At 62.2% G+C, this 21,738-nt stretch carries 30 protein-coding genes and 1 tRNA gene; 30 read left to right on the forward strand and 1 reads right to left on the reverse strand.

The window, feature by feature from the left end; all coding sequences use genetic code 11:
• Positions 1 to 116: 116 nt before the first annotated feature.
• The 25 genes from V6657_RS06610 (at position 117) to V6657_RS06730 (ending at position 16,514) form a co-directional block, all read left to right on the forward strand.
• Positions 117 to 527 carry a hypothetical protein gene (locus tag V6657_RS06610; RefSeq protein WP_137884589.1) on the forward strand — a complete coding sequence of 137 codons (411 nt, stop codon included), beginning with the start codon at positions 117 to 119 and terminating at the stop codon, positions 525 to 527.
• Entirely contained in the window at positions 524 to 1,063 is a 540-nt protein-coding gene (locus tag V6657_RS06615) for a DUF1367 family protein (RefSeq protein WP_053166329.1), read from the forward strand. Before V6657_RS06610 ends, V6657_RS06615 begins: the two co-directional genes overlap by 4 nt.
• 263 nt (positions 1,064 to 1,326) lie before the next feature.
• Entirely contained in the window at positions 1,327 to 1,689 is a 363-nt protein-coding gene (locus V6657_RS06620; RefSeq protein ID WP_137884590.1) for a hypothetical protein, read from the forward strand.
• Positions 1,686 to 1,961, forward strand: coding sequence for a Ref family recombination enhancement nuclease (locus V6657_RS06625; RefSeq protein WP_048932696.1), 276 nt, complete (start codon positions 1,686 to 1,688; stop codon positions 1,959 to 1,961). The genes V6657_RS06620 and V6657_RS06625 overlap by 4 nt, the downstream gene beginning before the upstream one ends.
• Positions 1,962 to 1,972: 11 nt before the next feature.
• A complete protein-coding gene (locus V6657_RS06630) occupies positions 1,973 to 2,398 on the forward strand; it encodes a hypothetical protein (RefSeq protein WP_048932695.1) in 426 nt (141 codons plus the stop codon).
• Entirely contained in the window at positions 2,395 to 2,754 is a 360-nt protein-coding gene (locus V6657_RS06635) for a phage protein NinX family protein (protein WP_048932694.1), read from the forward strand. The genes V6657_RS06630 and V6657_RS06635 overlap by 4 nt, the downstream gene beginning before the upstream one ends.
• A 26-nt stretch (positions 2,755 to 2,780) precedes the next feature.
• Positions 2,781 to 3,080: a hypothetical protein gene (locus tag V6657_RS06640; protein WP_048932693.1), complete on the forward strand. Its 300-nt coding sequence runs from the start codon at positions 2,781 to 2,783 to the stop codon at positions 3,078 to 3,080.
• A 368-nt stretch (positions 3,081 to 3,448) separates the two neighbouring features.
• Positions 3,449 to 3,622 (forward strand): hypothetical protein, encoded by a 174-nt coding sequence (locus V6657_RS06645; protein WP_171017934.1) that lies wholly within the window; start codon positions 3,449 to 3,451, stop codon positions 3,620 to 3,622.
• Between the two features lie 565 nt (positions 3,623 to 4,187).
• Positions 4,188 to 4,263: transfer RNA gene (locus tag V6657_RS06650), tRNA-Met, on the forward strand.
• Positions 4,264 to 4,399: 136 nt separating this feature from the next.
• Positions 4,400 to 5,035 carry a putative metallopeptidase gene (locus V6657_RS06655; RefSeq protein WP_048932692.1) on the forward strand — a complete coding sequence of 212 codons (636 nt, stop codon included), beginning with the start codon at positions 4,400 to 4,402 and terminating at the stop codon, positions 5,033 to 5,035.
• Between the two features lie 49 nt (positions 5,036 to 5,084).
• Positions 5,085 to 5,555: a DUF2280 domain-containing protein gene (locus V6657_RS06660; RefSeq protein ID WP_008783755.1), complete on the forward strand. Its 471-nt coding sequence runs from the start codon at positions 5,085 to 5,087 to the stop codon at positions 5,553 to 5,555.
• Entirely contained in the window at positions 5,509 to 6,912 is a 1,404-nt protein-coding gene (locus V6657_RS06665; protein ID WP_048932691.1) for a terminase family protein, read from the forward strand. Before V6657_RS06660 ends, V6657_RS06665 begins: the two co-directional genes overlap by 47 nt.
• Before the next feature lie 14 nt (positions 6,913 to 6,926).
• Positions 6,927 to 8,330, forward strand: a complete 1,404-nt coding sequence (locus V6657_RS06670; protein WP_048932690.1) for a DUF4055 domain-containing protein — start codon at positions 6,927 to 6,929, stop codon at positions 8,328 to 8,330.
• Between the two features lie 139 nt (positions 8,331 to 8,469).
• Positions 8,470 to 9,246: a DUF6651 domain-containing protein gene (locus V6657_RS06675; RefSeq protein WP_048932689.1), complete on the forward strand. Its 777-nt coding sequence runs from the start codon at positions 8,470 to 8,472 to the stop codon at positions 9,244 to 9,246.
• A 62-nt stretch (positions 9,247 to 9,308) separates the two neighbouring features.
• On the forward strand, positions 9,309 to 10,598 hold the full coding sequence (locus tag V6657_RS06680; RefSeq protein WP_048932688.1) for a P22 coat - protein 5 family protein: 1,290 nt from the start codon (positions 9,309 to 9,311) through the stop codon (positions 10,596 to 10,598).
• Between the two features lie 66 nt (positions 10,599 to 10,664).
• On the forward strand, positions 10,665 to 10,931 hold the full coding sequence (locus tag V6657_RS06685; RefSeq protein ID WP_048932687.1) for a hypothetical protein: 267 nt from the start codon (positions 10,665 to 10,667) through the stop codon (positions 10,929 to 10,931).
• Positions 10,932 to 11,327, forward strand: coding sequence for a hypothetical protein (locus V6657_RS06690; RefSeq protein ID WP_053166325.1), 396 nt, complete (start codon positions 10,932 to 10,934; stop codon positions 11,325 to 11,327). It abuts the gene before it with no gap.
• Between the two features lies 1 nt (position 11,328).
• Positions 11,329 to 11,754 carry a hypothetical protein gene (locus V6657_RS06695; RefSeq protein ID WP_048932686.1) on the forward strand — a complete coding sequence of 142 codons (426 nt, stop codon included), beginning with the start codon at positions 11,329 to 11,331 and terminating at the stop codon, positions 11,752 to 11,754.
• 9 nt (positions 11,755 to 11,763) lie between these two features.
• Positions 11,764 to 12,414, forward strand: a complete 651-nt coding sequence (locus tag V6657_RS06700; protein ID WP_048932685.1) for a hypothetical protein — start codon at positions 11,764 to 11,766, stop codon at positions 12,412 to 12,414.
• A complete protein-coding gene (locus V6657_RS06705) occupies positions 12,415 to 13,257 on the forward strand; it encodes a hypothetical protein (protein WP_048932684.1) in 843 nt (280 codons plus the stop codon).
• A 3-nt stretch (positions 13,258 to 13,260) separates the two neighbouring features.
• The gene (locus V6657_RS06710) at positions 13,261 to 13,410 is read left to right on the forward strand and encodes a hypothetical protein (protein ID WP_182570810.1); all 150 of its coding nucleotides are present in this window, start codon (positions 13,261 to 13,263) and stop codon (positions 13,408 to 13,410) included.
• A gap of 78 nt (positions 13,411 to 13,488) precedes the next feature.
• Complete coding sequence (locus V6657_RS06715; RefSeq protein WP_048932683.1) at positions 13,489 to 15,021, forward strand: tail protein; 1,533 nt, start codon at positions 13,489 to 13,491, stop codon at positions 15,019 to 15,021.
• A 60-nt stretch (positions 15,022 to 15,081) separates the two neighbouring features.
• Positions 15,082 to 15,513 (forward strand): hypothetical protein, encoded by a 432-nt coding sequence (locus V6657_RS06720; RefSeq protein WP_048932682.1) that lies wholly within the window; start codon positions 15,082 to 15,084, stop codon positions 15,511 to 15,513.
• The gene (locus tag V6657_RS06725; protein ID WP_338755020.1) at positions 15,513 to 15,917 is read left to right on the forward strand and encodes a hypothetical protein; all 405 of its coding nucleotides are present in this window, start codon (positions 15,513 to 15,515) and stop codon (positions 15,915 to 15,917) included. The genes V6657_RS06720 and V6657_RS06725 overlap by 1 nt, the downstream gene beginning before the upstream one ends.
• A 126-nt stretch (positions 15,918 to 16,043) precedes the next feature.
• On the forward strand, positions 16,044 to 16,514 hold the full coding sequence (locus V6657_RS06730; protein WP_048932680.1) for a bacteriophage-related protein: 471 nt from the start codon (positions 16,044 to 16,046) through the stop codon (positions 16,512 to 16,514).
• On the opposite strand, the gene V6657_RS06735 is transcribed toward V6657_RS06730, so the two are convergent.
• Positions 16,511 to 16,747 carry a hypothetical protein gene (locus tag V6657_RS06735; RefSeq protein ID WP_152959354.1) on the reverse strand — a complete coding sequence of 79 codons (237 nt, stop codon included), beginning with the start codon at positions 16,745 to 16,747 and terminating at the stop codon, positions 16,511 to 16,513. The genes V6657_RS06730 and V6657_RS06735 overlap by 4 nt on opposite strands.
• Here V6657_RS06735 and V6657_RS06740 point away from each other — a divergent pair.
• From V6657_RS06740 to V6657_RS06760, 5 genes are read left to right on the forward strand one after another with little or no spacing between them, the layout of a single operon-like run.
• Positions 16,746 to 18,524, forward strand: a complete 1,779-nt coding sequence (locus V6657_RS06740) for a hypothetical protein (protein WP_048932678.1) — start codon at positions 16,746 to 16,748, stop codon at positions 18,522 to 18,524. The genes V6657_RS06735 and V6657_RS06740 overlap by 2 nt on opposite strands.
• 8 nt (positions 18,525 to 18,532) lie before the next feature.
• Positions 18,533 to 19,495 (forward strand): hypothetical protein, encoded by a 963-nt coding sequence (locus V6657_RS06745; protein ID WP_048932677.1) that lies wholly within the window; start codon positions 18,533 to 18,535, stop codon positions 19,493 to 19,495.
• A 55-nt stretch (positions 19,496 to 19,550) separates the two neighbouring features.
• Positions 19,551 to 20,696, forward strand: a complete 1,146-nt coding sequence (locus V6657_RS06750; protein WP_048932676.1) for a hypothetical protein — start codon at positions 19,551 to 19,553, stop codon at positions 20,694 to 20,696.
• A 20-nt stretch (positions 20,697 to 20,716) separates the two neighbouring features.
• Positions 20,717 to 21,361 carry a phage baseplate assembly protein V gene (locus V6657_RS06755; RefSeq protein WP_338755009.1) on the forward strand — a complete coding sequence of 215 codons (645 nt, stop codon included), beginning with the start codon at positions 20,717 to 20,719 and terminating at the stop codon, positions 21,359 to 21,361.
• Positions 21,358 to 21,738, forward strand: coding sequence for a hypothetical protein (locus tag V6657_RS06760; protein ID WP_048932674.1), 381 nt, complete (start codon positions 21,358 to 21,360; stop codon positions 21,736 to 21,738). The genes V6657_RS06755 and V6657_RS06760 overlap by 4 nt, the downstream gene beginning before the upstream one ends.

Genomic DNA, 21,738 nt, shown 5'->3' on the forward strand with positions numbered 1-21,738 from the left:
GACGCAGAAAAGGGTACGCGAGCAGACGACTGGAACGGCTTCTGTTGCTACTGCGGAGGCTTCGGGCACCGGGCGCCTAACTGTCGGTGGAATCGCGTTCGGCTGGCGAGGGCGTGATGCGCAAGCGTTCAAGCTACCGCCCGCGCGCCTGCGGCTTGCCGCTGGTGTTCGGCCTGTCGCAGGAAATGAAGACCGACCTGCAGCTCACGCCGCTGGGCACGCTGGAGGGCTTCAAGGAAGGCACCGGAACTGAGCGTGGCGCCCACACGCTGGCCGCTGCCGTGAACCTCGCCGCCGTCCTGTCGCGCGAATTGACCGATCACGAAAAGCGCATCGCTGCCGAGGGCCTAGAGGCCATTCGCGGCGTGTTCAAGCGCGGCAACGCCGCCGGCAAGTGGGGCTGTTCGGGCGATGAGTACCGCGCCATCGGTGCGGCACTCGCGCTGGGCGCGGAACTGGCCGATTCGGCCAACCGCCGCACAGTGGCAGCCGCGATCAAGACCGTTTTTCAGGAGGCTGGACGATGAGCGAAATCACCCTCGTGAAGCAGGCGCCCGTAGCAATCCCCGAGGTGGATCGCGCCGCCGCCCGCCGCGTGCTGTTCGGCGCCATCGACGGCCTGGGCGAAAAGGGCAAGAAGCAATGGCGCCGGTTCGTGAACGGCCTGTTCAACCTGGAGCCCGGCGAGATGGTGGAGATCAAGACCGTACAAAAGCGGAACTCCAAATTCCATCGCAAGTTCTTCGCGCTGCTCAATGTGGGCTATGAGGCTTGGGATCCCGGTCGAAAGCACAAGACGCACAAAGGTCTGCCCGTCGCTAAGAACTTTGAGCAGTTTCGCGAGGATGTGACGATTCTGGCCGGTTACTACGAACAGACCTTCCGCATCGACGGTGCCATGAAACTGAAAGCCCGATCGATCAGCTTCGCGAACATGGAACAGCCTGAGTTCGAGGAACTGTATTCGGCTGTAGCTGATGTTCTCCTTGAGCACGTGCTGAGCAACTACGCGAACCGTGCGCAGCTAGATGAGGTTGTGAACAAGGTGATGGGGTTCCTATGACCAGGGCATGGCGTGAAAACCTTTCGGGACAGACGTTCGGACGCCTGACTGTTCTTCGCGAGATGTCGTCCGACAAAGCGCACCGCTCTTGGCTTTGTGTATGCACGTGCGGCACAGAGAAACTGGTTGGCCATCCTTCACTGAAAAGCGGAAAGACCAAGAGTTGCGGTTGCCTGCGTCGCGAACTTGTTGCGAAGAAGATGACCAGGCACGGAGCGTGCGCGAGCCGAAAGCCTACCCGCGCGTACAAGATTTGGTCTGGAATGATCGCTCGCTGCGAAATCAAATCGGCCTCGGGCTACGAGCAATACGGCGGGAGAGGAGTGAAGGTTTGTGATCGATGGAAGAGTTTCGAGAACTTCCTTGCAGATATGGGAGAGCCGCCTGCAGGCATGTCGATTGATCGGCTTGACGGGTCACGCGGCTATGAGCCCGGAAACTGCCGCTGGGCGACACGCCAACAACAGAACGAAAACCGCAAAAGCGTCCGCTGGATTGAGTTTGACGGCAAGCGCATGAACGTTGCGCAATGGGCCAAGCACTTGGGCATCAACAATTCAACGTTGCTGGAGGCGCTTGCGAAGCATCCTTTGGAGATCGCTCTGCGGGATAGGGGGCGAAATTGACCCGGGCCGAAAAGGACTACCTAGGCCGCGTAGCCGCGCTGGGATGCATCTTGTGCCGGCGACTGGGGTACGGCGAGACGCCGGCCGAAATCCACCATGTGCGTGAAGGGCAGGGGATGGCGCAGCGCGCGGAGAACTGGCTGGCTGTACCTCTCTGCCCGGAGCATCACCGCGGCAAGACCGGAATCCATGGCAACCGCATGGCGCTCAAGCAGGTGAAGGCAGACGAGGTCGATCTGCTGGCCTGGACGATTGAAGAACTGAACAGCTGAGGAAGCGGGGAATGGGAATTGAGAAGCGCCTCGAAAATTGGGCAGCAGTGGTCCGTGACCCGCGCTCGCAACCGCAGTGCTGCGCCTCGTGGGCAAAGCTGGCCACGGCCCTGCGCGACGCCGAGAAGGGCACCGTGGCCGAGCCACCCATCCCGCGCGACGTGCAAGACGGCTGGCTGGTTGAGCGCGCCTGGCAGCGCATCGCCGATCCCATCTCGAAGCGCCTGCTCCAGTACTACTACGTCCACCAGTTCCCGCCAGAGATCGTCTGCCGCATCCTCGTGCGCAAGTACGGCGCGTCGCACCACACCCTAAAGCACTGGAAGGTGCGGCTGGCGAAGGCGCATTCGATCGCGGCGCACGTGATTGACGGGGAGGTGGCGCGTGTGACAATGGCGGAAACGGTGCGCCGGATGACGCAAGGGGAAACGGTATGAAGGTGGCGGAACTGGAGGGCGCGCTTCTTGACTACTGGGTGGCGAAAGCTGAGGGCCTAGAAATCGATAGCGCGTTCGAGAAGGGTCTGCATCCCCATCTGTATGTGTTCGTCGATGGCGATCTGGCGGACTTCGCGCCAAGTAGCAACTGGGGCGACGGCGGCCCGCTCATTGAGCGGGGTCTTATTAGCCTGCTGTTTCTTCCAGCGGATTCACCGGATAGGACTCAGGACAGGTGGGAGGCATTCACCAATTCGGAAGGCCCATCTTTTGAGAGTGCCTCACCATTGGTTGCCGCCATGCGCGCCCACGTTGCCAGTAAGTTCGGCGACGACGTGCCGGACATTAACGCGTAGCAGCAATCGGCAGGATAGGAGGAGTGATGAGCGAAAAGCGCTATATCATCATGGAGTTGGGCGATGCGAAGCAGCTTGCACTGAATGCGTCGGCAGGTTTCGATGAGCGCATTGCCCATGTCATTGAGCGCATCAACGCCGAGGTTGGCGCTGACATCGAAGATATTGTCGCGCAGTTGAAGGGCATCAAACCATGTCATGCGTGTGTAGTTGAGGGCCAACAGGAACATTGCTGCTGCTGGCAAGCGAACAAGTTGGGGCGACGATTGCGCAGATTGATCGCAAGGGCAGATGGGGAGGACTCGCTGCCGGGATCGGCTGGCTAGGAGGAGGAATGAGCGAGATCGCAGAGATGAGTCCGACAGGTGAATGGCGATGGCATCAGCCGTCGGAATGGCAGCCCATGCGGTTGCAACTACGGTATTGGGCGCGGTGCCATGACGGCTCCGAGGGATTTTTCTGGAAAGACGCGCCATAGGTGGCGTACTAGGGGAGGCGCATCGCTAAGCTACTAGGCCAAGATCAAAACCCCTTGTAAACTGATCTCGCCTGTACTATCCTGCGCGTAGATTACTGAAGCCCTTGCGGCGTTTCCGGCTCTGACCGCGACAGCATCCATTCGGAGGGATGCTTGTCCTCAGACGAAGCGCAGCACCCAAGCCCGCCAATGAGCGGGCTTTTTGCTTTCCGGCCCATGGAAACCTCCACCGCTCTCCCGTCGCACTGCTACCGCGACCCCATGCTGGTATTGGAGCGGAAGCAGGAAGAGGAAGCGGCGGCCGAGAAGCGCGAGCAGGCCCGCAAGCTCGCACGTATGTCGCTGGCGCGCATCCGGGCCGAATCGCTGTTCACCAAGGACGCAGACTGATGTTCGCCCCGATCTCGATGTACATCTGGTGGGGCGTGTGGCTTTGCGCCCTGTACGGCTGAATCCAGCCGCTTCACCCAAACCGCAGGCTGCCCACACGGGCTAAGCGCGCCAACAGGGATTTGCCCCGACAGGCGAACGGGCTGGCGGTTTGGGTGAGGGAATGCGCAGGCTGATGCGCGCTGGAAGCCGTTAATCAGGAGGCGTCCGTGGCCCAGACGGATATGCCGGAGGAATTCAGCACCGGCCCCTCAACTTGCACGCGCTCGAAAGGGTGGCGAAGCGGTTCCTGTAGCAGGGAACGCCGGGCGCAACCGGCACCTTCACGCATACGCTCGCCGATGGGACGATGCCCCGAAGGCCGCGTGTGGCGCTCTCGCAGTAAGCCCCGGGCTATCTCCGGAAGGCCGAATGAGGATGCGAGCGTAGCCGTGAGGGTGGTAGCTCAGGGAGCAGGCCGGTCTCCAAATCCGCGCCGAGTTGGGTTCGATTCCTACGCTGCCCGCCAGAGGAAAGCCCCGGTACGCAAGCCGGCAGGTGGGTGCAGAGCCCGCGCACAGATCAATGCGGGGTAGCTCAGCGGAACGAGCGGCGGGCTCATAACCCGAAGGTCGGTGGTTCAAATCCACCCTCCGCAACCAGTTTCACGACTTCATCGCTGTCTCCTCCGTCGCTCGAAAGGCGACCTTAGCGCCCGCTTGGCTTCGGCCGGCGCGTTGTTTTTGTCGAGACCAACATGCACACACACCAGTCCGAACGGCACCCCAAGGCGGAGCGGTGGCCAAACGCCTGACCAGCGCAGTTGACGTGCTAGCTCGCCCGCGGCCGCCTGAGTTCCTGCTTGATCCCGAGAACTGGACCCACCACTACGAGCCGGCCAAGGACATGGCCGACTGGGTGAGGTCGCAGATCATCGAGGAAGGGCCGCTCCATAACGATGAGCACGCCCATCTGTTGGATGCTGACATCGCATTTCTCTGGGCGGCCGAGCGGTACGTAAAGCAGGGCCGCCACGTGCTTGGGCAGACCGAGGAGGTTGTGTTCCGGGTAGGGCGCTGGCAACGCGGGCGGCAGGAGCAGCAGCTCGCAGAGTGGTTCGGCCGCGTGCCAGCCTGGCTCATCACGCTGGATGCCGAGTACTGCGCTAATTGCTCAGACGCTGAGTTCTGCGCGCTGGTGGAGCACGAGCTTTACCACATCGGCCAAGAGACGGATGCCTTCGGCGCCCCGGCCTTCACCAAGGATGGATTACCGAAGCTGTTCCTGCGCGGACATGACGTCGAGGAGTTCGTTGGCGTGGTGCGTAGGTACGGCATAGGCGATTCCAACGGGATGCTGGCCAAGCTGGTGTCTGCGGCGAACTGCACTCCGGAGGTGGCGCGCATCGATGTCGCACGTGCGTGTGGGACATGATTGGCTAGAGCCGCATAGCTTAGACGCGACTTAGACGAGATTTCACATTATGGCAACGCTCACTGATGACGTGAAAGCGTTCATCGTGCAGGCGTTGGCCTGCTTTGACACACCCCATCAGGTATCCGACGCCGTCAAAGAGCAATTCGGATTGACGGTCAGTCGCCAGCAATGCGAGGCGTACGACCCCAGCAAGAAGATCGGCGCCGCCCTAAGCAAGAAATGGCGCGAACTCTTCGAAGAGACCCGAAAGCAGTTCCTTGCCGAAACCGGGTCGATCCCGATCGCAAATCAGGCCTACCGCCTGCGGGTGCTGAACCGCCTTCTGGTGAAGGCTGAGAAGCAGGGCAACGTCGCGATGGTCAGCCAACTGCTTGAGCAGGCGGCGAAAGAGGCTGGCGGCACTTTCACGAACAAGCATCGATTGGAGCATTCGGGCGAGGTGAAGACGCCGGAACTGAGGTTGGTGCTCAATGGAACTTTGCCTACACGAGCGCCAGACGGAGGCGTTTCTAACTGAAGCGACCGAGCTGCTGTATGGCGGTGCTGCCGGCGGCGGTAAGTCGCACCTGATGCGGGTCGCATCGATCGCCTGGTGCGTCGACATACCCGGCCTGCAGGTCTACATCTTCCGGCGCCTGTCGGACGACCTGCATAAGAACCACATGGAGGGCCATTCTGGCTTTCCGGCGCTGCTTTCAGAGTGGATCGAAGGCGGCCACGCCAAGATCAACTGGTCGAAGAACTTCATCGAGTTCTGGAACGGCTCGAAGATCCACCTTTGCCACTGCCAGTACGAGAAGGACGTCATCAAGTATCAGGGCGCGCAGATCCATGTGCTTCTGATCGATGAGCTGACGCACTTCACCGAGAAGATTTACCGCTACCTGCGCGGCCGCTGCCGCCTGGGTGGCTTGAAGGTGCCAGAGCGCTATCGCGGCCTGTTCCCGCGCATCATTTGCGGCTCTAACCCTGGGGGCGTCGGGCACAACTGGGTAAAAGCGGCGTTCATCGACATTGCGCCGCCGAAGGCGATAACCCAAATGCCGCCGAAAGAGGGCGGCAAGCGCCGGCAGTACATCCCGGCCAAGCTGGCCGACAACCCGTCGATGGCCGAGTCTGACCCGGACTATTCCAGCACTCTGGAGGGCTTGGGCAGTCCAGAGCTTGTCCGCGCGATGAGGGATGGTGACTGGGACATCGTTGCAGGCGGCATGTTCGACGACCTGTGGAGCCGCCCGGTACACGTTTTGGCGCCATTCGCTATCCCGTCGTCGTGGCGCGTTGACCGCGGATTCGACTGGGGCAGCAGCAAGCCTTTCTCGGTCATTTGGTTCGCTGAGAGCGATGGCACTGCGGCAACGCTGGCGGATGGCTCCAAGCGGCATTTCCCGCGCGGGTCGATCTTCGCGATTGCCGAGTGGTACGGCTGGAACGGCAAGCCAAATGAGGGCTGCAAGATGCTGGCCGTCGACATTGCGCGCGAGATCGTCAAGCGCGAGAAGGCGATGCCGTACCAAGTGCGGCCCGGCCCGGCCGATACGTCGATCTTCGACACGCAGAACGGCAATTGCATCGCCGATGACATGGCAAAGGAGCGTGTCCGGTGGAACAAGGCTGATAAGTCGCCAGGCAGCCGGAAGAACGGCTGGGAAATGATCCGCAAGCTGCTCAAGCAGGCGAGCGGGAACGAATTGCCTGGCTTCTACGTGTTCAACACCTGCACACACATCATCCGGACGCTGCCTGTGCTTCCGCGCGACCAGCGCGACCAAGACGACGTTGACACTGCGGCCGAAGACCACGCATCTGATGTAGTCCGGTACCGCTGCAGCGCCAAGAAAACCGAAACAACTGTCGAGCCGCTGGCCGCATAACTGAAAACCCACGCATGAGCGACGTCCGCACACCATCTAAGGCCGTGTCAGCAATGGCCGAAGACTGGCCGCTGATCGATGCCCTCATGGGCGGCACATCGGCCATGCGCAAGGCTGGCAAGCTGTATCTGCCGCAGTGGCCGAACGAGCTGGACGATGCCTACAAGAACCGCGTAGCCACGGCGACCCTGTTCCCGGCGTTCTCGCGTACGGTCGAGGTTCTGACGGGCAAGCCGTTCGCCAAGCCGATCACCTACGGTGATGACGTGCCTGCGCGCATCAAGGAATGGTCGGAGGACATCGATCTCCAGGGCCGCAACCTGCACAGCTTCGCCGACAGCCTGTGCATGGAGGCGCTGGCGCGCGGGATTGGCGGCATCCTGGTCGACTTCCCCAGAACGACGGACAAGCGCGGCCGCCGGCTCTACAAGACGCTCGCCGATGAGAAACAGGCGGGCGTGCGGCCTTACTTCGTGCAGATTCTTGCCGGCAACATCTTGGGCTGGCGATCGCAGCGCATCAATGGCGTCGAGACGCTGACGCAGCTTCGGTTGCTGGAAACCGTCGTGGAGGAAGACGGCGAATTCGGCGAGGTCGAGATCGAGCAGGTCCGCGTGCTGTATCCGGGCCGGTGGGAGGTTTGGCGAAAGTCGGAGAAGTCGGTCGATGCGCTCAAGCCGGACTGGATTCTGTACGACAAGGGCGCCGTCAGCCTGAAGCGTATCCCGTTCGTTCCGTTCTACGGCAAGCGCACCGGCTTCATGACTGGCGTGCCGCCGCTGGCCGAGCTGGCCTACATGAACGTCGAGCACTGGCAGTCGAAGAGCGACCAGCAGACGATTCTGCATGTCGCGCGCGTGCCGATCCTGTTCGCCAAGATGCTCGGCGACAACAAGATCACCGTCGGCGGTGCTGCGGCGGTCAAGTGCGAAGATGAAAACGGCGACCTGAAGTACGTCGAGCACGGTGGCGCAGCCATCGAAGCAGGGCGACTCTCGTTGCTCGATCTCGAAGACCGCATGCGCCAGATCGGCGCCGAGCTGCTGGTCATCAAGCCCGGCAACACCAGCGTTACGCAGACACGGGCGGATAACGAGCCTGGCACATGCGCGCTGCAGCGGATCGTTCAGGGGCTAGAAGACAGCCTGGATGGCGCTTTGCAGCTTGCCGCCGAGTGGGTTGGCGAGCAGGAAGGTGGTCACATCCAGATCTTCCAGGACTTCGGCGTCGCATCGCTGGCCGAGGCATCGCTAGAACTGCTGCGGGACATGAACGTCGACGGCACGCTGTCGGATGAGACGCTGTTCCGCGAAACCCAGCGCCGTGGCGTTGTAAGCCCCGAATTGAACTGGGTCGGCGAGCAGGAGCGCATCAAGAAGAACCGACCCAAGCCTGGGACGGCACAGATCAACGACTGAGCGGCCAAGTGCCGCACCGATTAACCGAGGCCGCAGCTAACCCCTGCGGCCTTTTTCGTGTCCAGACGGCGGATGCCTGAGGACGAAACGCGGCGGATGCCGCACAGGAACATTGGGCGGATGCCCGGAGTAAGCCACCATGCCATTCAAGTACGACGCCGAAGGTCACATCGTTCTGCAGGAAGTCAACGGTCAGAAGCTGCCCGTGTTCGTTCATCCCGACGGCAAAGAAGCGCCGTTCGACGGTGACGGCACGGTCGCCACGATCGGCCGGCTGAACGGCGAGGCCAAGACGCACCGTGAAGCGAAGGAAGCAGCAGAAGCTGCGCTGAAGCCGTTCAAGGACGCCGGTTTGACCGATGCGGCCGCTGCGGCGAAGGCTCTGACGATCGTCAAGAACCTGGACGACAAGAAGCTGGTGGATGCCGGCGAAGTCGAGCGGGTGAAGGCCGAAGCAATCAAAGCTGTGGAAGAGAAGTACGCGCCGGTTATGAAGGAGCGTGACGATCTTCAGTCGGCTTTGGTGCAGGAAAAGGTCGGCGGCAGTTTCGCGCGTTCGAAGATGATCGCGGAAAAGTTGACCATCCCGGCCGACCTCGTGCAGGCCCGTTTTGGTGACGCGTTCAAGGTCGAAAACGGCAATGTCGTCGCGTACGACAAGTCCGGTAACAAGATCTTCAGCCGCACCAATCCTGGCGAACTGGCAGCCTTCGACGAAGCGCTGGAAGTCCTCATCGAGCACTACCCCCACCGGGACACCATCCTGAAGGGCACAGGTGCAAGCGGGGGCGGCGCCTCTGGCGGCAATGGTGGCGGTAGTGGTGTGCGCACGATTACCCGCGCACAGCTCGCAAGTCTCTCGCCTGCGGAGCAATCCAAAACGGCGCGTGACCCGAACGTAACCATCACGGACTGACTGTCCTTCCATCAAGATTCAAGCCACCTTCGGGTGGCTTTTTCATTTGAGGGCCCGCCCACATGAAAAGCATCTTTTCCAAGGTCCGCGTGCTTGTGCTCGCGGCATTTGCGGCCGTTGCGGCCGTCTACCCGATGGCTACCATGGCCAAGGTCGGCGCATGGCTCTATGACGCGCTGGTCGACCAGGTGGCGCGACCGATGCGTGACGGCTTCGTCGCCGGCTCCAACACGCTGACGCAACTGGTGCCGGATTTGTATGAGGCGCTCGACATCGTCTCGCGCGAACTGGTTGGTTTCATCCCATCGGTGACGCTCGATGCGTCCGCAGAGCGTGCCGCGCTCAATCAAGCGGTTCGCGTGCCGATCGCACCGGCCTCGGCTGCAGAAGACGTGACGCCCGGCCAGCTGCCGCCGGATGACGGTGATCAGTCCGTGGGTAACACCCCGATCATCATCACCAAGTCGCGCATGGTGCCGTTCCGCTGGACCGGTGAAGAGCAAAAGGGCGTCAACAGCGGCCCTGGCTACACCAACATCCGTGTGAATCAGGTCGCTCAGGCTATGCGTACCCTGACGAACGAAATCGAAGCCAACGTCGCCACGCTCGCGGCTACGGCTTCGCGCGCCACGGGCACTGCAGGCACCACGCCCTTCGCCACTGCGCTCGGTGACACCGCTCAGGCTCGCAAGATCCTGTCGGACAACGGTGCGCCGCTCTCGGACCTGCAATGCGTGATCGACACGACTGCTGGCGCGAACCTGCGCACGCTGGCCCAGCTGACGAAGGCAAACGAAGCCGGCACGACCGAGCTGCGCGCCCAAGGCACGCTGCTTGAGCTGCAAGGCTTCAAGGTGCGTGAATCGGCGGGCGTCGGCATCCACACGCCTGGCACGGGCGCCAGCTACGTCACCAATGGCGCGCTGGCCAAGGGCGCAACGTCGATCCCGGTGCAGACCGGTACCGGCACCGTGCTTGCCGGCGATGTTGTGTCGTTCAATGGCGATCCGCGTAAGTACGTTGTGACTGGCGCGCTGAGCGGCGGCGCATTCACCATCGCCGCCCCTGGGCTGATGCAAGCGCTCAATACCGGAGCCGCCGTGACTGTCTCTGCAGCGTTCACTACCAACATGGCGTTTGCGCGCACCGCAATCGTGCTGGCTACCCGCGCCCCGGCTCTGCCGGAAGAGGGCGACATGGCCGATGACCGCATGATGATTCAGGACGCACGAAGCGGCCTCGCGTTCGAGGTGTCGATGTACAAGCAATACCGTCGCGTCCGCTACGAAGTGGCGGTGGCATACGGCTGGGCCAACATCAAGCCGGAACACACCGCGCTGCTGCTCGGCTAATCGGCCGACGCACGCGCCGCGGCGCCCAGGGCGGATGCTCCGGGCGCCGCGTCACAGGAGATTCCCATGGCAGGAACCACAAAGAAGACTGTGGCCAAGGTGGCCGACGCACGCGCCGCGGCGCTGGCAGCCGCTGGCTTGACCGAAGAGCAATTCAACGCCCTGTCGGCAGAAGAGCAGGCCAAGATCCTCGCTGATGCGCCGAAGGGTCAGGACGAAATCGAGTTCGTCACGATGGTGCGCGACCCCGAGCAGTATCCAGAGCCGCATAGCGCTCAAGTGCACCCCGACGAGGTGGACAACTACCGTCCGGGCGGCTGGGAGATCGAATAAATGCTGACCGCGCAGCAGCTTTCGGACGTGCGTCGCTACGCCGGCTACCCGCTGCTCGCGGACTCGGTTGTCGATGACAACCGGGACTTCGCCTACGGGTGGGTCTCGCCTGGCACGTGGCAGACACTGAACCATCGCCTGACCAACCTCCGGCCGGAGGAAGAGACGACGCTGATCAACGTCTACCTGACCAACCTTGCGGCGCTGGAAAGCGCGATCCCGGCGACTGGCGACAACCTCGACACCGATGCTGCGGCTGTATGGAAGCACAACCCGCGCGAGCAACGCGATCGGGACGCGCTTTTCGACTCGTGGCGTCGCCGCATGTGCGGCTTCATCGGCATTGCGCCTGGCCCAGCGTTGGGCGATGGCGGTATCAGCATCGGCAGGGCCTGACATGACCGTGATCGTGTGGGATGGCAAGACACTGGCCGCAGACAAGCGCGCCACTTCCGTGGGCTTGGCACGTACCGTCACCAAGATTCAACGCCACGGCGAGCAGTTGCTCGCAATGACCGGCGATTGGGATGTTGCAGCCGAGATACGCGAGTGGTTCAAAGCTGGCGCAGTGCCGCGAGATTTTCCGGCTAAGGCCCGCGAGGATCTGGCCTCGTTGATCGTGGTCTGTCGCGGCAGCCTAGCGGTGTACAGCACTGGTCCTTTCCCCATGCCGATCGAATCCGAAAAGGTCGCGTTCGGCTCTGGGCGCGACTTTGCAGAGGCGGCCATGCATCTCGGCTGCTCCGCGATAGAGGCAGTATCAGTGGCATGCCACTTTCAGACCGACTGCGGCAACGGCGTCGACGCTCTGACGCTGGATTGAGGAAAACCGATGGACGCAGCCAAGCTGCAAGCGAAGATCTACGCAGGCTACGCGAAGTCGGCCAAGCGGATCGGCTACGTCTATGACGTCTACCGCCCGGCCAGCACCGCCAACCCGCTGACCAACAAGGTCGCCAGCCTGAATGCCTCATTCAACGCCCAGGACTGGACGTACACGAAGCCGAATCTGCCGGATAAGCCGTATTGGTACTGCCTGATCGACGGCCGTCTCACGCAGGTCGGTGACTACCTGCAGCGCGGCACGAACCTGCATTTCATCGCTGGGATGCAGGACGAGTTGCCCATCCTCACGGTGGAGTGCAACGCAAAGGTGTGGGTCACGCGCACGACGACGCCGAGCGGCGTTGGGGCCGTAGGCTACTCCGGCAAGTGCGCGACCGAAGACACTTATGTGCTGGGCACTAAGGGCGGCGCAGGCTGGCCGGCATCGATCCTGTTCGGCGGCCGCACGCGCAAGCATGATGTGCTGCCGACATCGGCCGATGAGCACGGCTTTGTGGTCATGATGCCTGCGAGCGTCCCTATCCAGTTTGGCTCGGGCGACATCCTCATCGACGACATGGCGCGACGTTTTCAGGTGGCGGGCGCTCAGCGAACCGACCAGAGCTGGAAACTCAACGTCAACGAGGTTCACCCGTAAATGGCCGACATTTCTGACGTCTCCGCGGCGCTGGTGACGACGATTGCCGGCATCGTGTACCCGAACGGGACGAGCCAGCCGTCGATTACCGGCGCGCCAGTGTTGGTGTATAGCGGATGGCCGGATTCGGGTCAGCTGCGCACGTATCTCTCCGCCGGCAACGTTCACGTGTCGGTCTTCCCGCAGCCGAACATGCTGCGCGTGGTCGATTCGAGCATGTCGGACTGGTCGACGCCGACGGCGCCGGTCAATACCGTCACCCTGACACTATCCGGCCAGGCCGTGACGGTCGGCGGATCGGTCAGCACGCCGCAGAACGCAGCGCTGGTGGTCGACAACAAGGCATACGTTTATGCGGTGCAGGCTGGCGACACGCTGGCCAGCATCGCAACCGCGCTTGCGGCACTGGTAAACGTTGACCAGACGGCGACGGCGGCCGGCGCGGTGGTGATGATCCCGGGCGCAAAGTACATCTCGCCGCGCGTCGGCGGCCAGGGCGTCGCGGTGCGCGAGACGCGCCGGCAGGAGCAGGGCTTTATGGTCACTGTCTGGGCCAACTGCTTTGATCAGCGCGACCCGATTGCTTCTGCGATCGATTCGGCGCTTTCTGGCCAAATCCACCTGACGCTGGCCGACCAAAGCAGCGCCACGCTGCGCTACAAGAGCAGCCGCCAGGACGACAGCCAGCAGAAAGAGGGCATCTACCGCCGCGACTTGATGTATGCGGTGGAGTTTTCGACGTTCCAGAGCCAGACGCTCACGCAGATCACCGCGACAGTCGAGAACGTCAGCGCCGGCCCGTCGCTCGACGCGCAATTCCCCATCAAGACCATCGTGGAGTGACACATGAAACTGGTTGTGAACGTGCCGTTCGGCACCTACAAGCAGGGCGACGAGATCACTGAGCAGGACGCCATCCAGGCCGTGCTGGCCAGTGAGCAGTCCGCATACGTCGTGCAGGTCGCTGACGACGCGCCTCCGAAGGCGAAGAAGTAGCCAACCCTCGCCGCCAGCGCGCGGCATCCCCATCTTTGTGCCGCCTCCGGGCGGCTTTTTCGTTTCTCGGAGGCGCGAATGCCGATCGTCCAGCAGGGCAGCATCAATACGACTGCCCTCATCGTCCCGGACTTGTACGTCCAGATTGTTCCGCCGCAGGTGGCGTTGCTAAACGGCGTGCCCACCAATGTGCTGGGCGTCGTCGGCACGGCAACCTGGGGCCCGACCAACTCGCCGACCATCATCGGCAACATGGCCATGTACGCCCAGGCCTTTGGTGCGATCCAGAATCGCACGTACGACATGGGCACGGCGGTGGCTGTGGCGGTCCAACAGGGCGCCAACAACTTCCGCTGCGTGCGCGTGACGGACGGCACGGACACGGCCGCAACGGCTGCGGTGCAGACCAACTGCCTGACGCTGACGGCCAAGTACACCGGCACGCTGGGCAACACCGTCACTGTGGCCTTGGCCAATGGCAGCGCCGCTGGCACCTGGAAGGTGACGGTTGCCGCACCGACGCTCAACCCGGAAGTGTTCGACAACATCGGCGCCGGCCTGTCGGGCAATCCGCTGTGGGCTGCCATCGCCGCCGCCATCAACAACGGCACCAGCGTGCAGCGCGGCCCTTCGCAGATCATCACTGCGGCGGCCGGTGCTGGCACCACGGCGCCGACGGCGGCCAGCTTCACGCTGTCCGGCGGAACGGACGGTGCAACGACGATCTCCGGCTCGGTGCTGATCGGCCAGGACACGATCCCGCGCAAGGGCATGTACGCGCTGCGCAACCAGGGCGTGTCGGTGGCCATGCTGGCTGACTGCTCGGACTCGACCACCTGGGCGACGCAGGTGTCCTTCGGGCTGTCCGAGGGCATCTACATGATCGGGGTGGGGCCGGCCGGCGACACGATCACCAACGCGGTCAGCACCAAGAGCACGGCCGGCATCGACAGCTACGCCTTCAAGCTGCTGTTTGGTGACTGGGTGTACTGGCTGGACACGGTCAACGGCGTGACGCGGCTGGTCTCGCCGCAGGCGTTTGTCGCCGGCCTGCTGGCCAACCTGTCGCCGCAGAACAGCAGCCTGAACAAGCCGATCTACGGTGTTGTCGGCACGCAGAAGTCGTTCGCCAACCAGACGTACAGCTCGGCTGAGCTGCAGACGCTGATCCAAGCAGGAATCGACCTCATTACCAACCCGGTGCCGGGCGGCTCCTACTTCGGCTGCCGCTGCGGCCACAACAGCAGCTCGAACGCGCTCACGCAGGGTGACAACTACACGCGCATGACCAACTACATCGCCAGCACCATCAATGCAGGCATGGGCAAGTACGTGGGTCAGCTGCAGTCGGCTACGGTGCGCGCGCAGGCGGCGGCCACGCTGTCGAACTTCCTGAGCTCGATGGAGCAGCAGGGCATGATCGGCGCGGTCAATGGCGGCCCGGCGTTTTCGGTGCAGATCGACGCCAACAACAACCCGACGAACCGCGTGGCGCTTGGCTATATGCAAGCCGACGTGAAGGTGATCTACCTGTCGGTCATCGAGAAGTTCCTGGTCAACGTGGAAGGCTCGCAGGCCACGGTGATTCGGACCTCGACCAGCAACCAGTAACGCACCCACCCAATCTGATTGCCCCGCCGCGCGCGGGGCGCTCTCTTTCCGGAGAACGCAATGCCGATTCAAGGTTACTCGGTCGGGCGCGACTATACGCTGGTCATTCAGACCTCCACGGGCGCACTGCAGCCGAACAAGATCACCGCCTTCAAGAGCAAGCAGGATGTGACCGACGTGCGCGTCAAGCGCCTGGACGGCATCACCGATCACGTGCGCTTCTTCGACGGCTGGTCGGGTTCATTCGACATTGAGCGTCAGGACGCGACGCTCGACAACTACTTCGCCCAGCTTGAGGCGAACTACTACGCCGGCATCAACGAATCGCCCGCCCAGATCTACGAGACGATTCAGGAAGCCAACGGCGCGGTGTCCCAATTCCGCTATGACGGCGTTCTCATGACGCTGGCCGATGCCGGCAACCGCGCGGGCGACGCCACCATCAAGCAGTCGATCAACTTCGTGGCCTCGCGCCGCATCAAGGTGGCCTGATGACCAGTGTGACCATTAACCCGACCCCGTCTGAACAACTGATCAAGAGCGCCGCGCGCGAAGTCGTGGTGGACGACGCGCTGGGACGAAAGATCACACTGCGCAAGCCGAATCCTCTGGCGAACCTGGACTTCGCGAAGGCGGCCGGTGGAAGCGAGCTGAACATGCTCTATCTGGCCGAGGTTGCGCATCTGAAGTACGTGAGCGCGATCGACGGCGATCCGGTGCCGACACCTGCCACCGAAGCCCAGTTGCGCGCGCTGTATCAGCGCCTGGGTGACGAGGGCAACGAGGCCGCCCAGCGCGGCGTAGCCGACAACTTCGTGCGCCAAGCCGCGCCGGAGGCCGAGCTAAAAACTCCTGACGGACGGCCCGTTTCACGAGGCAATGTGGCTCGTGCATAACGGTGTTCCGTTCGACGTCGCATTTTCTGTGGACGAAACGATGCGCCACGCCATGGCCATCAAGTGCAGCGAGTTCCATGGTGCGGAGTTCGATCTCAACACCATGTCATTCAAGGAGCGGGAGCGATGAAGGAATTTGGAGATCTCGCTTCTTTTGCCGCGCACTTGGCGCTGGCTGAGGTTGCAGCGCACAAGGCTCTTGAGAAGGGCCTCGATAAGGCTGCAGATCATATCGAGCGCGCGGCCAAGGGCAAGATTGGCGAATACCAGGGCGCCAACGGTATGCACGACGCTTGGCCGGAACTGGCGGACAGTACGAAGGAAGACCGCGTTCGCAAAGGTTTCACCGAGAACGATCCTCTGCTGCGCACGGGCGCGCTGCGCGATTCCATCAGTCATGAGACGCACGGCCTGGAAGCGGCGATCGGGTCCACGTCGGACATTGCCGTCTACCAAGAGCTGGGCACAGACAAGATTCCGCCCCGGCCGTTTCTTGGGGCTGCGGCCTACGAGAGTATCGACGAGGTGAAAAAGCTGGTCGGCGGGGCCGTGATAACCTGGATCGTCGGCGGCAATTCGCTCGACTACAAGGTCTAGAAAAGATTCGAGACCGCTAGGTAAATCACGAACGCGCCAGCGGCGATAAGCGCCGCGCCGACAAGCAGTCCGGCGATGCTGGCGACTCCAAGAATGACAGCTGTCGGCGTGCTGGGCTTTTGAGGCACATAGGCGCTCCGCATCTTCGCTGGGCGGATGCGGCGAATCCTGGGGTACTGGATGAAGCTCACCCGGTCAGCCAGCCATTCGTGAACGCGAAAGAAAACACCCATGAGCATCGACGCCTACAAAATCGCGGTACAGATCTCGCTGGTCGAGAACGTCACTCGCGGATTGGCCACGCTGTCGCGGTATTTCAAGGCCGCTGACACCGATGCCAAGGCCCTTGAAGCGCGCATCGCCAAAATCGGCAAGATGGCGGCCGCTGGCAGTATTCTAGCCGGTGCTGGTGCGGCCGGCCTGAAGATGTTCGAGGCGCCGCTAGACAAGGCCATGGAGTACGAGCGATTCCTCGCTCGGATGCGCCAAATGGGCTTGGGCGATAGTCAGATCAAGGACGCTGAGAAGTTCGTTGAGGCGACCAAGATCATCAACACGTCCGTTTTGGACCGGATGCGTATCTTCTCGGAGGCGCAGGGCGCATTCCGGCAGTCTGGCATGTCCGGGGACAAGGCGCTCGAAGCCGCCAAGACCATGACGCCTGTGCTCGCCACCTACGAGGTGGCTATGCAGACGCTCAGCGGACCGACACACGCGGCAGCCGAGCACGCGATGCGCAACTTGAACAAGACCGTCGAAATGATGGGCGGCTTGGGCGACACGAAGCGCGCTCAGGAAATCGCTGACGGTGTCTTCAAGACCGTTCAATCGAGCGGCAAGATGGTTGATGAGCGCCAACTCAAGCAGTTTTTCGCCTACGGCAGCTCGGCCACAAACCAGCAGGATCTGCGGACGGTATTCGGCGGTCTGGAGCCGATCATTGGCGAGTTGGGCGGCAGCACCACCGCCGTGGGCCTGCGTACGGCGTACACGCGCACCAACGGCATGATGGCGCTGATGCCGCGGCGCCTGAAAGAGGAAATGCAGCGCCTCGGCATGACCGATGAGACGGGAAAGCAGCAGACAACCGATCTGGCTCGGCTGCAGGCGACCAACATCATCGGCTACACCGAAGAAATCATGCGCCGGTATCAGTCGGCGGGGATCACTTCACAGACAGACCGCGAGCGCGAAAACGCGATCATCTTCGGCACCAATGGCGCCAAGGTCTTCAACAAGATCATGAGCCAGATGGCTGTGCTGCATGAATCGCTTGAGGCATACGACAAGTCCAAGGGCGCATCTGACGTTGCCAACGACCCCGCCAACCAGCGACTGATGGCACAGCAGAACTTGGCCAAGAAAATCGAGGATTTCCAGTTGGCGCTGGCTCGTAATGGCGGCTTGCTCGATTTGGCCACGAAGGGCTTGACGATGCTCGCCAACGGTGTGGAGCGGCTGACGAAGTTCGCCAATGACCACCCGACGATCACCAAACTGGCCGTGGCGACTGGCTTGGCGCTATCGGGCCTGATGCTACTGGGCGGCGGCGTGCTGCTTCTGAAGAGCGCTTTGTCGGCACTCAGTCTGATTGGCATCTCCGGCATTGCGTCTTCGATCGCTGGCGCCGGCTCGGCGACGCTAGTGGGTGCTCTTGGCGCTCTTGTGAGCCCTATTGGACTTGTTGTGGCGGTCCTTGGAACGCTGGCGGCGGCTGCATATGCGTTCCGGCCGATCTCCCCCACAGAGATTGAAGCGGCAAAGCATGAAGGCGGAGCCCGTCTAACGCCCACTGCACAATCTCGTGTGGATGCCGGTGAGTTAGGCGCGCCAAGCCAGTACGTGAAGCCAGCCGACCAGAAGCCGATCGTGCTCAAAGGCGATGTGAACATGGATGGCCGCAAGGTGGGCACCGTTATGTGGAATCAGCTTGGAACCGAGCTGGGACGCCCACAGACCGGCCCCGGCACTTTCGACCCCGCCGCATCCCTGCGCCCCTCAGCACTGTGACCTGATCCATGCCAGACCTCATCCTCCAACTCGGCGATTTCCAGTTCCAGCAGCAGGAAATCCCCGAGTCGATCCCGTTCGGTGGCGAGCAGGCGCTTGCTGTGCACCGCCTCGTCGGCGGCGTCAAAGTCGTCGACGCCATGGGCGGCTTCACGCGCCCAATCTCGTGGTCTGGCTGGTTGCTCGGTGAGAGCGCGCTGGTCCGCGCGCGGCAGTTGGACATGATGCGTGAGGCGGGAGAGCCACAACAACTCACGTGGTCGGAACTGGACTTCGTGGTAGTCATCCGCGATTTCCGCGCGGACTTCCAGCGCTTCTACCAGATCCCGTACACCATCACATGCGAGGTGGTGCAGGATCTGACGCTGTCAACCGCCGGCCTCGGAGAGCCTGGCATCGACGACCTGATCTCGGGCGACTTGGGCACAGCGTCAGGCCTGATGTCATCGATCAGCGATTCGACGCTGGGTAGCCTATTCAGCAGTGTGCAGTCAGCGATCCAAGGCGTATCCAGCTTCGCCAACGCCGCCCAATCGACGCTGAACGGCGTGCTGCAGCCGATCGCGGCGTTCCGCACGCAGGCGCAGACGTTGATTGCGCAGACCAACAACACGCTGATGAACGTGACGACACTGGGCGGCATCCTGCCGAACAACCCCATCAGCACGCAGGTCAGCAAGATCACACAGCAGATCGTCGCGGCGCAGAACCTGCCGACGCTGGTGCAGTTGGACCGCGTCGTCGGGCGAATCCAGGGCAACATCGGCTCGATCTACAGCAGCGCCAAGCAGCAAACCGTGGCGGCCGGCAACCTGATGAAGATCGCCGCGAAGGAGTACGGTGACGCGATGGCGTGGACCGGCCTAGCTAAGGCCAACCCGCAGCTCGGCGGCGACCCTCAGATCAATGGCATTGCAACCGTGACGATTCCTCCGACCAAAGACGATGTCGGCGGCGTAGTGAACGCATAGCCGACCAACTAGCCTCAACACATCAGCCCCGCTTTGTGCGGGGCTTTTCATTTCCATGAGCCTGAACGACCTCCCGGCGCAGCCAATTGCGCGGCGCCCGCGCGCCATGGTCAAAGTGACTGGCGCAGCGACGAATGGCGTGTATCCGCCGGCCGTGATCGTCCCGTGGGAGTCATGGTCGGTCGACAACAACACGTTTTACCAAGCGGATACGTTTCGGGTGTCGATTCCGTCGAGCGCGTTGCCGCCGGAGGTGGACGCGAACTGGTTCTCAAGCCAGAGCGAGGCGTTCATTGAGATCCTTGCCGGTTTTCCCGACGATCCACTCAGCTTCACTGAGGCCGATCTGGATAGCTTGATCTACGGCCGGATCGATGACATCGAGTTCGACCCTGTGTCGACGATGCTGTCACTCACTGGTCGCGACCTGACGGCGGTGTTCATCGACGCCAAGACGACGATCCAGTATCAGAACCTGACGTCGTCTCAGGTCGCGGCCAAGCTGGCCGCTTCACACGGGCTGAGCGTGGCAGGGCCAGCTACGACGACGCTCGCAGGCAGCCTCTACGCCCGCGACCACGTCAGCATGACTGACCGTCGCAGCGAATGGGACTTGTTGACCTGGCTGGCCCAGCAAGAGGGTTTCGCTTGCTATGTCACGGGCCGCACGTTGAACTTTGGCCCACGGCCGCCCGCGCCCCCGGAACCCTACGAATTGCGCTGGGAAGTCAATGAACAAGGCGTTCCAACCGCGAATTTCCAGACCCTGCGAACATCGCGCAGCCTGACAGTAGCAAAGGGCATCACTGTGGTGGTGAAGTCGCCGAGCCTCAAGACGAGCAAGTCCGTGACTGGCTACTACCCGAGCAAGCCGAAGACTACCCAGGCAGGGAAAGCTTCACCGTTCGGAAATACCCAGGTCTATAGCATTACCCGTGGCGGTCTTGACCAGGCCGGCGCGGACAAACTGGCAGCACAGATCCACCACGAGATCACGCAGCACGAGATGAAGCTGCGCGCACGCCTGCCGGCCGACAACATCCTGACCCAAACTTCCATGCTTCGGCTGACTGGCACTGGCACGAAGTTCGACCAGGACTACTACGTTGACGGCATCACGCGGTCTATGAGCCTCGACGAGGGGTATGTCATGGACATCTCTGCCAAGAACATCAATCCTGAGACGGTGCCGTCCATATGATCAGTCAACTGCGCAATCAGATGGCGCTGGCGGCACAGCTGGCGCAAGACGGCAAGTCGCACAGCAAGGTCGGTATTGTCACCAGCTACGATCCGGGTACAGCGTCGGCGCGTGTTCACCTCATGCCGATCGATCCAGACTTGCCGGATAACACCCTGACGGGCTGGTTACCAGTGGGCACACCGTGGGTTGGCAATGGTTGGGGTCTTGATGCGCCAGTGAGCATCGGCGATCAGGTGATCGTTCAATTCATCGACGGCGAGATCGAGAACGGCGTCATCAGCGGCCGGATTTTCAGCGATCAGCAGCGTCCCACTGGCGCGCAAGCAGGCGAATTCTTCCTGACGCACGCTTCAGGCTCCAAGCTGCAGTTCCACAACGACGGCACGGTCACGCTCATCAGCGCGGGAACGCTCACCAGCCAGGCGCCGCAGTGGAACCACACTGGGCCGATGCAGATCAACGGCACTCTACTTGTGACACAGACCATCACCGGCCAGGCCGGCATGGCTGTCTCCGGAAACAACGGCTCCGGCAATTCCATGAGCATCAACGGCAACACCCAGTTCACGGGTCAAGTGTCCGCCAATGGCCACCGGATCGACGACACGCACAAGCACACCGGCGTGCAGACAGGCAGCAGCAACACCGGGACAGTCGTATGACTCAGCAGCTCCTGAATGACGTCAACCACTGGGTGGGGGGCGACATCGGCACGTCTCCGACAGGCGACATCGGCTTGGTGAACGCGGATACACGCACCCAGCAGCGGATCGTGCGCCGGCTGGTGACCAATCCGGGCGACTACATCTTCCACCAGGACTATGGCGCCGGCTTGCCGCAGAAGATCGGCCAGACGCTCGATGTCGGCGCGCTGCGCGGGCTGATTCGCGCCCAGGTGAAGCAGGAGAAGGGTGTTGCACAGACGCCTGAGCCGGAGGTCGATGTCGCGGCGATCACGAACGGCGTGAGCGTGCACATCCGCTACACCAGCTCGGTCACGCGCCGTCCCGTAACCCTCAAATTCAACGTGAACAACTGA

The sequence above is a fragment of the Ralstonia sp. RRA genome (assembly GCF_037023145.1).
Classification (GTDB): Bacteria; Pseudomonadota; Gammaproteobacteria; order Burkholderiales; family Burkholderiaceae; genus Ralstonia.